Source organism: Amycolatopsis sp. NPDC004378 (genome assembly GCF_053602455.1).
The window spans coordinates 111871-124608 of the sequence record NZ_JBSGDR010000022.1 but is presented as its reverse complement, the minus strand read 5'-3'; the positions used below and the strand labels follow the sequence as shown (position 1 = coordinate 124608).

Here is a 12738-nt window from a genome sequence, read left to right as displayed (position 1 = left end):
CGGGACGAGTTGGTCGCACTTCTCATCCTGCCGCCGAAAGACCCGTCCCTCGTCTCAGGCCCTCGCCCGCGTCACCAACGTCATGACCCGCAACACCTAGCCCTGCATTCCTGGCCAGACGCTTCCGGCCTCGCCGCGGCCAAGGCCGAAAACCATCGGGCAGGGAGCGGCGCCGGGGTATCGCCGAGCGGGGCGAGCAGGCCGCCGTCACCCGATGCCCGTTGATGCGTGTACCTGACGGCAGGAGACAAGCTCTACGGTCTGCAGGACCGATCCGGGCCGGGTCGTGTCCGGTGACCTCAGTGTCGATTGAGTCCTGTCGTGGTGGCGCACGGCGTGGGTGAGCGATGTGCCGGTGGGCTGACGTTCTCCGCGGACGTCGCTCGATACTCCGGCGAGGTGAGGGTCGGTCGGAGCCGGGTTTCGACGGAGCCGGCTTGCAGGGCCAGTGCGGCGAAGGCGAGGTCCTGCAGAGCGATACCGATCGAGTTGAACAACGTGATCTGGTCGCGTTCGGTCCGGCCAGGCGTCAGCCCGGCCAGTACCGCCCCCAGCTCCTGCCGGAAATCGTCTTCTGTCGTCGTGCCGTCCTGCACCGACAGCACGGCTTCGCCCGACTTCTGCAGCTGGACGGCGGCGCTGTCGGCGAAGACCGTCGCGCGGGCCATTCCCGCGGAGTCGATCTCGCGGTGGTCGGGCCGGGGTGGCGCGCCGACGGCGTTGACGTGCAGCCCCGGCCGGAACCACGCGCCCTCGACAACGGGCACGCGTGACGGTGTCAGGGTGCAGAGCACGTCGGCCGCTTCGACCACCCGGCGCGAATCCGGGGCGGTGGTCACGTCGAGGGCCGGCACGCCGTCAGCGTGTTCCCGGCGCCGCAGCGCGCGACGGAACTCGGCGACGCGGGCGGCCGAGCGAGACCAGACGACGACTTCGCCGATCGCCCGGACGGCGCGGATCGCGGCGACGTGCTCGACGGCGAGCGGTCCGGCGCCGACGAGACCGAGGACCCGCGAATCGGTGCGGGACAGGGCATCCGTGGCCACGGCGCTGGCGGCGGCCGTCCGCATCCGGGTGCCGGTCCCGCCGTTCATGACGGCCAGCCGGGTGCCGGTCCGGGCGTCCAGCACGACCAGGGTGGACTGCTGGACGGGGACGTCGGAGTTGCCGGGTGCGTCGGTGAGGACCTTGACGACGGTCAGCCCGAGGCGGTGGGAGGTCGCCACCATCGGCAGCACGATGGTGGCGCCCGCCGTGGGGCTGATCGCCGGGACCGGCTGTTCGGCCCGCCCGAGGGCGAGGTCGGTGTGCGCGGCGCGGACGGCGTCGATCAGGTCGCCGAGGTCGACGAGTTCGGCCAGGGCGTCGTCGCGGAGCACAAAGGTCACCGGTAGGCCTTCGTGAAGCTGTCGTCGGCCAGTTCGTCGTAGGCGGGGATTCGCGTGAGCATGGCGCTTTCGGCGAGCATCCGCATCCAGCGGTCGCTGCCCGCGGGGTCGATCGCGACGGTCTCCCAGACCGCGCTGTCGGTCATCTGCCGGGTGGCCTCGCGCAGGATCCCGAGGTCCTTGCCCGGCCAGCGCGCGGCGAGGATCCCGTCGATCGTCGCGGCCGGGGTGGTGGGAAGGCGCGTCATCGCCGCGTCGATGCAGGCGACGAAACGGGTGAAGCGATCGCGCAGCTCTTCGACTCGGTCGGTACGGCAGTAGTAGACGCTGTTGGGCATGATCCCGCCCTCGTCGAGATTGCGGAACACGATCCGCCCCTGGCCGGTGGCTTCGAGTTCGAGCGCCGAGACCAGGTCCAGGATGATCGCGTCGCCGAGCCCGCTGCCGAACAACTCGACCAGCATCGGGGTGGAGAGGTCCCGGACGAACGTGACGTCGCCGGGGTCGGCGCCCGCCTCCCGGATCAGCCCGGCGGTGACCGCGTAAGGCGCGCTGCCCCCGATGCCGGGTGCGAGGACCACCTTTCCGGCGAGGTCGCCCAGGGCGAAGGTATCCGGGGCGCCGCGGTGCACGATCGCTTTGGGCGCTTGGTGGTTGAGCTGGCAGACCACGGTCAGCGCGCGGGTGCTGCCGGCGTACATGCCCGGCACCCAGAGCCCGCCGAGCGCGAGGTCGGCGTCGCCGGAGGCGAGGTCGTCCAGGACACCGGTCCACGGGTCGCACGCGCGGGCGGTCACCGACAGACCCGCGTCGTGAAACAGGCCGGTCGTGTCGGCGAGGTACTCGGGCAAGTAGTTGAGACCGTTGGCGGTCGCGGAAATGCGCAAGGTTTCCAAGGGATCCTCCGTTTTCGCGGTCAGGCGTCTTCGTTGATCTGTTCCAACGTCCGGGCACGGGTCTCGGGAGCGAACCGCGAGGCCAGGACGAGCAGGGCGTACATGGCCGCGGCCATGCCGAACACTCCGGCGAGGCCGAACGCGGCGAAGAGGGCGACAGCGAGGAACGGCATGACCGCGCCGGCGATGTTGCCGATGCCGTTGACGATCGAGGTGCCGGTCGCGCGGATCGACGTCGGGTACAGCTCCGGCGACCAGACCGCGAGCGTCGTGTTGGTGATCATGGTGAAGAACTGGAAGAGGGCGCCGAGGACGAGGATCAGGGCCGTCGAGTCCCCGAAGGCCGCGAACGCGGCCGCGGTGGCGCACCCGAGCGCGCCCGCACCGCCCACCACGCCGCGCCTGCCGACCCGGCCGGCCAGCCACGCCGCGGCGCAGGCGCCGAGCAGCGAGCCGACGTTCATGATCATGGTGAACAGCAGACTGTCCGAAATGGAGTAACCACGCTCCACGAGCAGGGTCGGCATCAGGAAGTTGAGCGTGACCTGCGCGCCGAACGCCATCCAGGACGCGGCGCCGATCGAGAGCGTGCGGGGCAGGACGGCGCGGGCGAACACGGCCGCCGGGGAGGACTTGAGCTGACGGGCGGGGATGTCCGCCGCCGTCAGCGGCCCGCCGGTCGCGGTCGCCGGCGACGACTTGAGGGAACCCGACGCCAGGATGGCCAGCGACCGGTTGGCGTCCTCGACGCGGCCCCGGGAGAGCAGGAACCGCGGGGTCTCCGGGAGTCGGCGCCGGTAGAGGATGACCAGCAACGCCGGCAGCGCGAGGAACAGGAACGTCCAGCGCCACACGAGGTGGTCGCCGCCGAGTGCCGGGGCGAGCGGGCCGAGGAGCAGGAAGAACAGGCCGTAGGACAGGAAGTTGCCGACGCCGCCGGAGCCGATGTTGAGCGTCGCGACGAGCGCGCCGCGGTGGCGGGTGGCAACCATCTCGGCGAGCATGGCGATGCCGATGGTGAACTCGCCGCCCAGCCCGATGCCGACGACGAACCGGCTGGCCAGCATCATGTCGTAGTCCACGGCGAGGGCGCTGAGCAGCCCGCCGAGGGTGTAGAGCAGCAGGTTCAGCGACAGCGCCGCGCGGCGGCCGTACCGGTCGGCGAGCCACCCGCCGGCGAGCCTGCCGACGAGCCCGCCGAGCACGGTGGCCGTGTTGATCGCGGTCAGCTGGGTGTCCGTGATCGCGAGCGCGGCCTTGAGGTTCGCGCCCATCGCGCCGACGGAGTTCTGTTCGAGGGTGTCGAAGAACATCCCGGCGAGGATGAGCATCAGCACCCAGAACTGGGCACGGGTGAAGCCGATGCGGTCGAGGTGGAGGGCGAGCGTGCCGGACGCGGTGCGCTCGGGGGTGGGGGTCGAGGTCATGGGCTGGGCTCCCATCGGGAGAAACGGCCAAGCAACGAACCCCTGTTTTGTATACGAGAAGTGTTGCCCGGACGTTACAGGCCATGCCAATCACGTGAACAGCGTCAACAATGTCGATCTTTTGTATACGAATCAGTGTGCTGCGGAGGCCCGGCGCCGGTAGATCAGCTCATCTTTGAGGATGTGCTCGCCCATCAGGTAGCCCGCCTGCACCGGGGAGCCGCCGAGGATCGCGGTGGCGATCGCGGCGTGGTCGGCCCACGAGGTGTCGATGCGGTCCTCGATCTCGAGCTCGAAGCCCCACGAGATCCGCCGCAGCAGCGCGTCGAGCATGCGGGCGAGCTCGGTGTTGCCCGACGCGCGGGCGACCACCTCGTGGAACTCCATGATCAGCGGCGGCAGGTCGGCCACGGCGCCGTCCTCGCCGGCCTGGCGGCCGCGCGCCACGACCGCCCGCAGCGCCTCGGCCTGATCACCCCCGTGTGCCTCGGCCGCGAGCGAAGCGGCGAGGACCTCAAGGCCGCGCCGGATCTGCATCAGCTCGACGACGTCGTGCTGCGAGCGGGCGGAGACGGTCGCGCCTTTGTACTTCTCGGTGGTGACGAAGCCTTCGCTCTCCAGCTGTAGCAGGGCTTCGCGGATGGGCACCCGGGAGACCCCGAAGCGGGTGGCGATGGCCTCTTCCTTCAGGCGCGTTCCGGCCGGGATCGTGCCGGCGATGATCTCCGCCCGCAGCTCCGTCACGACCGAGTTCGACTTGGCAACCACGACGCGAGGATATGGCAACCGCCCAGCGCTCGCGCCCGAGCAGCACGGCTTCACCAGCCCTCCGGATGTCCGCGGCTGCGCCCGTCCGTGAATACGCTCTCCTGCGTCCTGCCCCGCACGCCTGGCGGCGGGCGCCAGTGGTACCGCGGTACTACTCGCTGCCGCCGATGGGCTCCCCCGGTACGACGTTCCGGCGCTGCTTCCTTCCTACCGTTGACGACGAACGGGCTGGGGTGACCGGTCCGCGGATCCAGGGGATGAGCGATGATCGAAGCACACCAGCTGACCAAGCGGTACGGGGAAAAGACGGCGGTCGACCACCTGGACTTCACCGTCCGGCCGGGTACCGTCACCGGGTTCCTGGGGCCCAACGGTGCCGGCAAGTCCACCACCATGCGGATGATCGTCGGGTTGGACGCGCCGACCAGCGGGTCGGTCAAGGTCAACGGCCGCCGCTACGCCGAGCACGCTTCGCCGCTGCAGGAGGTCGGCGTCCTCCTCGAGGCGAAGTCCGTCCACGGCGGACGGTCGGCGTTCGACCACCTGCTCGCGCAGGCCCAGACGCACGGCATCCCACGGCGGCGGGTCGACGAGGTGATCGAGCTGACCGGGCTGCAGTCGGTGGCGAAGAAGCGCGCGGGGAGCTTCTCCCTCGGCATGGGCCAGCGGCTGGGGATCGCCGCGGCGCTGCTCGGCGACCCGGCCACGGTCATGCTCGACGAGCCGGTCAACGGCCTGGACCCCGAGGGCGTCCTCTGGATCCGCAACCTGCTCAGCGGGCTCGCTGCCGACGGGCGCACGGTGTTCGTCTCGTCGCACCTGATGAGCGAGGTGGCGCTGGTCGCGGAGCACCTCATCGTCGTCGGCCGAGGTCGCCTGCTCGCGGACACCACCGTGCACGACCTCGTCCGCGACGCCGGCGGCGACACCGTCCACGTGGCCACCGCGGATCCCGCGCGCCTGCGTGAGGTCCTGGCCGGTCCCGGCGTCGAGATCGCCGGCCGCTCCGGATCCGAGGAACTGCAGGTCAAGGGACTCTCCGCGCGCGCCATCGGCACCAAGGCCGCCGAGCACGGCATCGCCCTGTTCGAGCTGTCCGCCCGGACCGTCTCCCTGGAAGAGGCCTTCATGGACCTGACCCGCGACGCCGTCGAGTACCACGGCGTCACCACCGGCATCGACGCGCTCGGGAGGGCGGCATGACCACCTTGACCCCGGACGCCCCCGCCCGCACCGGCCGGCCCGTCTACCGGGTGACCGGACGTCACGTCCTGCGCTCGGAGTGGACCAAGCTCTGGTCCCTGCGCTCCACCTGGATCACCCTGGTCCTCGGTCTGGTGTTCCTGGTCGCGTTCGGGCTGATCTCCGCCGCGCGGTACAAGTCGAACATCAGCTCCGGCCAGCCGCTCGACCCGGACTTCGCGCACGCGACCGCCCTGAGCCTCTCGTTGTTCGGCACGAACTTCGCGCAGCTGGCGCTGGGCGTGCTCGGCGTGCTCGTGACCGCCGGCGAGTACTCCACCGGCATGATCCGCTCGACGCTGACCGGGGTCCCGCGCCGGCTGCCGGTGCTGTGGTCCAAGTCGGCCGTGTTCGGGGTCGTCGCGCTGCTCGTCGGCACGGTCGGCGCGTTCCTCGCCTTCGTCTTCGGCAACGCCATCGTGGCCGGGACGCCCGCGGCGATGTCGCTGTCGGACCCGGGGGTCGTGCGCAGCCTGCTCGGCACGGGGCTCTACCTGGGGCTGGTCGGCGTGATCGGGGTCGCGCTCGGCGCGCTCCTGCGCTCGGTCGCCGGCGGCATCTCGGTCCTCGTCGCCGTGCTCATGCTGATCCCGGGCCTGGTCTCGCTGCTGCCGACGTCGTGGCAGGGCGACATCAGCCCGTACCTGCCCAGCAACGCGGGGCAAGCGATGTTCGCCCTGACCCACGACGCCACCACACTGGCACCGACGGCCGGGATGCTGGTCTTCGTCGGCTGGACGGTCCTGGCGCTGGGCGGCGCCGCGTACCGGCTCGTGCGTTCCGACGCCTGACACCGCCGCCGGCGCGGCCCTGGTGCCGCGCCGGCGGTTTTCCGCGACGATGAGCAGGTGACGCCCGTGCCCGACGACTTCCCCGCCGCGGCGCCGTCGTGGACCGGATCTCCACTGGTCGCACGCTTGACGGCGTACGGCCAGCGGCTGCGGCAGTGGGACCGGCGCCACCCGTGGGCGCTGGACCTCGCGGTGATCGCCGCGTTGTTCCTGCTGTTCTGCGTGCCCGACCTGGTCCCGCACGACGACGGGCGCGGGCCCGAGGAGCTGCAGCTCGGGTTCGTCCGCCTGCCGGCGGCCGGCACGCTCGCGCTGCAGGCCGGGCTGCTGCTGCCGCTGTTCTGGCGGCGCCGGGCGCCTTCGGCCGCGCTGGCCCTGACCGCGGTGGTGTTCGTCGTCCAGTGGTCGCTCGGGGTGTTCCTGCGCGCCGACGTCGCGCTGCTCGTCGCGCTGTACAGCGTCACCCTGCACGGCCGGTTGCGGCACCTGCCGTGGGCGGGTGCCGGGGTGGTCGCGCTCCTGCTGCCGGTGGCGGCCCGGGTTTCGCGCGCGGTGTCGTTCTGGGAGGCGCTGTTCTTCCTGCTCACGGCCGTGACCGCGGCTGTCGCGCTCGGATTGGCCGTCCGGATCCGCCGGGCCCAGCTGGTGAGCCTGCGCGAGCGCGCGCGGCAGCTGGAGATCGAACGGGACCAACGCAGCCGGCTGGCCGCCGCCACCGAACGCACCCGCATGGCGCGCGAGATGCACGACATCATCGGCCACAACCTGTCGGTCATCATCACGCTGGCCGACGGCGGCGCCTACGCGGCCGACGTCACCCCCGAGCGCAGCAAGCAAGCACTCGAGCTGGTCGGCGACGCCGGCCGGCAGGCGCTGGGCGAACTGCGGCGCATGCTGGGTGTCCTGCGGGAGAAAACCGACGCACCCGAGCTGAACCCGCAACCGGGGATCGGCGACCTCGACGCGTTGTGCACGAGGATCCGCGCCGCCGGACCGGAGATCCTCCTCCGCTCCGCCGGCGAGCTGGACACCCTCGATCGCGGAGTGCAGCTGATGACCTACCGGATCGTCCAGGAGGCGCTCACCAACACGCTCAAGCACGCCGGCCCGCGCACCCGGGCCGACGTCCTGATCGCCGTCGAGGGGCCGGCGCTGCGCATCCGCGTCCAGGACACCGGACCGCCCGACGCCGCCACGCCGCGCGAGCCACCGGCCGCGGAAGGGCACGGGATCGCCGGGATGCGGGAACGCGCGGCCCTCTACGGCGGCACGCTCACCGTCGGCCCCACCTCCGGCGGCGGGTGGGCCGTACAGGCCGTCCTGGACCTCACGCCGATCCCCGTCCCGCCCGGCGGCGCGCTGTGACGACCGTCCTCATCGTCGACGACCAGCCCATGCAGCGGTTCGGCTTCCGGATGCTGCTCGACGCCACGCCGGACACCGAAGTCGTCGGCGAAGCCGCCCACGGGGCCGAAGCCGTGCGCCGGACCGCGGAACTGCGACCGGACGTCGTCCTCATGGACATCCGCATGCCCGGCATGGACGGCATCGAAGCCACCCGGCGGATCCTCGCTGCCGGAGGCCGGTCCCGCGTCCTCGTCCTGACGACGTTCGACCTGGACGAGTACGCCTACGCCGCATTGCGCGCCGGAGCGAGCGGGTTCCTCCTCAAGGACGCCCATCCCGAAGAGCTGCTCGCCGGCATCAGGGCAGTCGCGAGCGGCGACGCCGTCATCGCCCCGGCGCTGACCCGGCGGCTCCTCGACACCTACGCCCAGCGGCTTCCGGCCGGCCATGCCGATCCGCCGTCCCGGACCGATCCCCGCTGGCTGTCGTTGACCGAACGCGAACAGGAGATCCTGCTCGCCATCGGCAACGGGTGGACCAACGGCGAGATCGCCGAACGTCTGGTGCTCTCGGAATCCACGGTCAAGACCCACGTCGGCCGGGTGCTGGCGAAGCTGGGGGCCCGCGACCGCGTCCAGGCGGTGATCTTCGCCTACGACCTCGAGTTGATCCGGCCGAATCCGCCGAGCTGATCTCCTCCTTCGCACGGAACCGCGAGCACAGAGGAGCGGGAGCCCGGGTTCAGCGTGCCCTGAAGGTCGATGACCCTCCGTGGTGAGCTGAACAGGCGACGACGGCCGCAGGCCCGTCGCGCACCGTATCCGCCGTCTAGCGGCGTCCCGCCGGGCGGAAACGGTTCCGTGTCGGCGGTCCCCCAAGCCGGTTGTCCGCGGACAAGTCTCGTCGCGGCACGTCACACCAGCGGCCAGGAATCGGGAACATCAACACCGGAATGCGCGTGATCAAAGAACATTGATCGAATTACCCCGTTTCGAGATCCGCCATACTTCACTCTATCGTGTGATGCTCGGAACTGACTAGACGCCTTGATTGTCCCTAACCAATGACGCCAGTAAAGTCGGACTCCGAAAGTGATCCTGAAATGATTGATTAATTCATGGAGTGCCGGAGAGCATCGGACTTCGCAAATTGAAGGAAGGGAAGAAATCATCATGATGAGCATCGAGACCGCGCTGAAAGAAGCCATGATGATCACCGGCGCCGTCGGCGTCGCACTGGTCGACTACGAGAGCGGGATGTCGCTCGGCACCAGCGGGGGTGGCGACTGGCTGAACCTGGAAGTCGCCGCCGCCGGCAACACCGAGGTCGTGCGGTCGAAACTGCGGGTCATGTCGTCGCTGTCGCTCAACGAGACCATCGAGGACTTCCTGATCACGCTGCACCGCCAGTACCACCTGATCCGGTTGCTGAACTCCTCGAGGAATTCGTTGTTCCTGTACCTGGTACTGAACCGGGAACGGGCCAATCTCGCGCTGGCCCGCCACGAGCTCAGACGCATCGAAGGTGATCTGCAGGTGTAGCAAGCTGCGCACACGTTCGCTTGTGCCCGCGTGCTCCAGGGCGTGGTGCGGTGCGAACTGTCCCGAACGGCCACTGTTCTCGCGGCTCAGGTGAAGAGCCCGGCCAGTTGTTCGCATGCGGCCACCAGTTTCGGGGCGAAATCGCGCATCCGTTGCTCGGTCCAGCGTTCCGCGGGGCCGGCCACCGCGACGGACATGCCGTGGGCGCCACCGGTGACCGGAGCCGCGATGCCGGCCACGCCCGGGTGGTTGGCACCGAACGACAGCACGAAGCCGTCCTGACGGATTTCGTCCAATCCGCTCAGGACACTCGTCGCGTCGGTGAGGTGGGCCGTGGCCGAAGCGGCCTCGGCCGCGGAGAGGCTTCCGAGGATCGCCCGGCCCGCCGCGCCACGGGTGAGTGGTGTGGTTTCACCGATCGTCGCCGCGCGGCGCAGGACCTGGGCTGTGCTTTCCGCGCCCAGCACGAGGACCGCGTGATGGCCACTGCGGACGTGCAGGGTCGCGGTCTCGCCGGCGCTGTCGGCGAGCGCGCGCAGCACCGGGCGTGCTGCCTGGTACAGCGCCGCTTGCGGGAGCACCGCGGCGGCGACCCCGACCAGGCGGCTGCCGACGGTGTAGCCGCCGGCCTCGCCCCGGTCGAGGTACCGCTCCTCTTGCAGCACGCGCAGCAGGCGGTAGCAGGTGCTCTTGGAGAGCCCGATCCGGTCCACCAGGTCGTTGAGGCCGATCGGCTCGCCGGCGGTGACCACGGCGTCGATCAGCCGCAGTGCCCGGCGCGCGGTCTCCCCGCCTTCGGTGTGCCCCGGCGTTTCGTCCTCCACCCACTGCTCCCTTTTGGTAAGTCGCGGTCCGGATTATGCCGGAGCCGTGGCCGCGACCCAGCGCTGGTAGGTCTCGACCCCCGCACCCGACAGCGGGCTGCCGTGCGCGAACCCGACCGCCGCCACGTCGGTCGGCAACCGGCGCAGACTCGCGTCGCGCGCCGCGGCGTCGGCCGAGAGCGCGGCTGGTCCCTGCGCCGGCTCCGCACCGCGATGGAACACGGCGTCGCCGACGAACAGCGTCCGCGTCACCTCGTGCCGCAGCACGATGTGGCCGGGGCTGTGGCCCGGGGTGTGGATCACTTCCAGGCCGTCGACGACCTCGCCGTCGGCCAGCGTGCGGTCCGCGGTGAACGGACGCCAGTGCAGCTTGGGCAGCTTGTCGATCAGCTTGCCCAGCGTGCCCTGCCGCCCGGAAGGCGGCACCCGGCCGGCCTCGAGCCACTCGGCGTCCGCGGCGTGGATCAGCAGCTCGGCGCCGGTGCGTTCGCGCAGTTCGGCCGCGCCCTGGACGTGATCCGGGTGGGCGTGGGTCAGTACGACGCGCCGGATGTCGTGCGGCCTGCGGCCGAGTTCCTCAAACGCGGTGAGGATCGCCGCCGGTGCCTTGGCCCAGCCGACGTCGACGAGCGTGTAGCCGCCATCGCCTTCGACGAGGAACGCGTTGTCGCGGGCCGTGGTCGGGATCCGCCAGACTCCTTCGGCTAACCGCTCGATGCTCATGCGCCTGCCTCCGTCGGGATCGCGCCGGCCTTGAGCACGTCCAGCAGTTCGATGGGCAGGTACCCCTGCTCGGCCAGGCGCGGCAGCACCCCGCCGCTGGCCAGGATTTCCCGCACCAGCTCGGGCAGGGGCGCGAAGTCGCCCTTGGTGCCCTTCGTCTCGTTCGCCCAGTGTCCACCGGCGAAGTCGAACCGGCCGGTGTCGCCGTCCTCGAACGCCTCCGTCACGCCGGGGACGGTGATCGCGGGCAGGCCCGCGTTGACCGCGTTGCGCAGGAACAGCGAGTTGAACTCCTCGGCGACGAGCGCGGCCACACCGAGGTGGCGGAACAGTGCGGCGACCGGCCGCGACGACCCGACGCCGAAGTTGCGGCCCGCGACCACGACGTCGCCGGCCCGCACCTGCTTCGTCCACTCCGGGCGGACGTCGTAGAAGACGTGCTGCGACGCTTCGGGGATGTCCATCTTCATCGCGAAGGCGGGGTACATCGCGTCGGTGTTCAGCGAGTCGCCGAACACCCAGACGCGGCCGGAAACAGTGCTCACGCGGTCACCTTCCTCGGGTCGGAGATGACGCCCGCGATCGCGGACGCGGCAACGGTCGCGGGCGAGGCCATGTAGATCTCGGCCTCGGTGCTGCCCATGCGGCCGGTGAAGTTGCGGGTCGAGGACGTCAGGCACACTTCGCCCGGGCCGACGACACCCATGTGGTAGCCGAAGCAGGCGCCGCACGTGGAGTTGGTGACCACGCCCCCGGCATCGGCGATGTCCTGCAGGTAGCCCAGCCGCATCGCGTCGCGGTACACCTGCTGCGACGCGGGCGTGACCAGCAGCCGCACGCCGGGCGCGACGGTCCGGCCGCGCAGGATTTCCGCGGCGACGCGCAGGTCTTCGAGCTGGCCGTTGGCGCACGAGCCGATGAACGCCTGGTCGATCCGGCGGTTCTCGATGCCCGACACCGGGACGCCGTTGTGGCTGACCGTCCCCGGCCGCGCGACGTAGGGCTCCAGCTCCGACAGGTTCACCTCACGCACGGCGACGTACTCGGCATCCGGGTCGGCGTCGGCGGCCTGGTAGCCCGCGACCCCGCGCTCGGCGAGGAACTCGCGCAGCACGTCGTCGACGCCGAAGGTGCTGAAGTCGGCGGAGACCTCGGCGCCTTGGGTGGCGAGGGTGCGGCGGTCGTTCATCGGGACGCTCGCGAGCCCGGGGCCGCCGTACTCGAGGTTCATGTTGGTGGCGTCGCCGTACCTGTCGGCGACGTAGAGGAAGATGTCCTTGCCGCTGACGGCGTCGGGTTTGCCGCCGGTGAGCTCGTAGCGGATGGTCGGTGCGACCTGGAACCAGGTCTTGCCGGTGCACATGATCGAGTACACCTCGGCCGGGCCGAGGCCGCGCGCGGCGGTGTTGTACGCGCCGGCCGCGCACGTGTGCGAGTCGGTGCACGCGAGCACTTCGCCGGGGCGGGCGAGGCCGTTCTCCGCGATCACCTGGTGGCAGATGCCGTGCCGGCCGACGTCGTAGAACCGCTCGATCCCGAAGTCGCGGGCGAACTTCCGGGCACGAGGACCGCCCTCGGCGTCCTTCAGCGACGGCGCGGGAACGGCGTGGTCCATGACCACGGCGACCTTGTCCGGGTCGTGGATCCGCGACGGGGGAAGCCACAGCGTGGCGAACTGCAGGTCGATCAGGACGCACATGTCGACGTCCACGGTGACCGTGTCGCCCGCTTTCACCTGCGTCAGCCCGGCTTTGCGGGCGAGCAGTTTCTCGATCATCGTCATGCCCATGG

At 70.7% G+C, this 12738-nt stretch carries 13 protein-coding genes; 5 read left to right on the top strand and 8 right to left on the bottom strand.

Annotation, left to right across the window (positions count from 1 at the left end):
- Positions 1–299 precede the first annotated feature (299 nt).
- The 4 genes from ACWEN0_RS41200 to ACWEN0_RS41185 form a co-directional block, all read right to left on the bottom strand.
- On the bottom strand, positions 300–1388 hold the full coding sequence (locus ACWEN0_RS41200; RefSeq protein ID WP_451985936.1) for an ornithine cyclodeaminase family protein: 1089 nt from the start codon (positions 1386–1388) through the stop codon (positions 300–302).
- On the bottom strand, positions 1385–2284 hold the full coding sequence (locus ACWEN0_RS41195; RefSeq protein ID WP_451985934.1) for an ABC transporter substrate-binding protein: 900 nt from the start codon (positions 2282–2284) through the stop codon (positions 1385–1387). Before ACWEN0_RS41195 ends, ACWEN0_RS41200 begins: the two co-directional genes overlap by 4 nt.
- A 20-nt stretch (positions 2285–2304) precedes the next feature.
- Complete coding sequence (locus ACWEN0_RS41190; protein WP_451985932.1) at positions 2305–3711, bottom strand: MFS transporter; 1407 nt, start codon at positions 3709–3711, stop codon at positions 2305–2307.
- A 132-nt stretch (positions 3712–3843) separates the two neighbouring features.
- Entirely contained in the window at positions 3844–4479 is a 636-nt protein-coding gene (locus ACWEN0_RS41185) for a GntR family transcriptional regulator (RefSeq protein WP_451985930.1), read from the bottom strand.
- Positions 4480–4743: 264 nt separating this feature from the next.
- On the opposite strand from ACWEN0_RS41185, the gene ACWEN0_RS41180 reads away from it, so the two are divergent.
- The 5 genes from ACWEN0_RS41180 (at position 4744) to ACWEN0_RS41160 (ending at position 9400) form a co-directional block, all read left to right on the top strand.
- Positions 4744–5682 carry an ABC transporter ATP-binding protein gene (locus ACWEN0_RS41180; RefSeq protein WP_451985928.1) on the top strand — a complete coding sequence of 313 codons (939 nt, stop codon included), beginning with the start codon at positions 4744–4746 and terminating at the stop codon, positions 5680–5682.
- On the top strand, positions 5679–6512 hold the full coding sequence (locus ACWEN0_RS41175) for an ABC transporter permease (RefSeq protein WP_451985926.1): 834 nt from the start codon (positions 5679–5681) through the stop codon (positions 6510–6512). Before ACWEN0_RS41180 ends, ACWEN0_RS41175 begins: the two co-directional genes overlap by 4 nt.
- A gap of 57 nt (positions 6513–6569) precedes the next feature.
- Positions 6570–7877 carry a sensor histidine kinase gene (locus ACWEN0_RS41170; protein WP_451985924.1) on the top strand — a complete coding sequence of 436 codons (1308 nt, stop codon included), beginning with the start codon at positions 6570–6572 and terminating at the stop codon, positions 7875–7877.
- Positions 7874–8551, top strand: a complete 678-nt coding sequence (locus ACWEN0_RS41165) for a response regulator (protein ID WP_451985922.1) — start codon at positions 7874–7876, stop codon at positions 8549–8551. Before ACWEN0_RS41170 ends, ACWEN0_RS41165 begins: the two co-directional genes overlap by 4 nt.
- Before the next feature lie 483 nt (positions 8552–9034).
- Entirely contained in the window at positions 9035–9400 is a 366-nt protein-coding gene (locus ACWEN0_RS41160) for a hypothetical protein (protein ID WP_451985942.1), read from the top strand.
- An 86-nt stretch (positions 9401–9486) separates the two neighbouring features.
- On the opposite strand, the gene ACWEN0_RS41155 is transcribed toward ACWEN0_RS41160, so the two are convergent.
- The 4 genes from ACWEN0_RS41155 to ACWEN0_RS41140 are packed head-to-tail and all read right to left on the bottom strand — an operon-like array spanning position 9487 to position 12736.
- The gene (locus ACWEN0_RS41155) at positions 9487–10224 is read right to left on the bottom strand and encodes an IclR family transcriptional regulator (protein WP_451985920.1); all 738 of its coding nucleotides are present in this window, start codon (positions 10222–10224) and stop codon (positions 9487–9489) included.
- Between the two features lie 33 nt (positions 10225–10257).
- On the bottom strand, positions 10258–10947 hold the full coding sequence (locus tag ACWEN0_RS41150; RefSeq protein WP_451985918.1) for an MBL fold metallo-hydrolase: 690 nt from the start codon (positions 10945–10947) through the stop codon (positions 10258–10260).
- Positions 10944–11492: a LeuD/DmdB family oxidoreductase small subunit gene (locus ACWEN0_RS41145; protein ID WP_451985916.1), complete on the bottom strand. Its 549-nt coding sequence runs from the start codon at positions 11490–11492 to the stop codon at positions 10944–10946. The genes ACWEN0_RS41150 and ACWEN0_RS41145 overlap by 4 nt, the downstream gene beginning before the upstream one ends.
- Positions 11489–12736, bottom strand: coding sequence for a 3-isopropylmalate dehydratase large subunit (locus ACWEN0_RS41140; protein WP_451985914.1), 1248 nt, complete (start codon positions 12734–12736; stop codon positions 11489–11491). Before ACWEN0_RS41140 ends, ACWEN0_RS41145 begins: the two co-directional genes overlap by 4 nt.
- Positions 12737–12738: the final 2 nt, after the last annotated feature.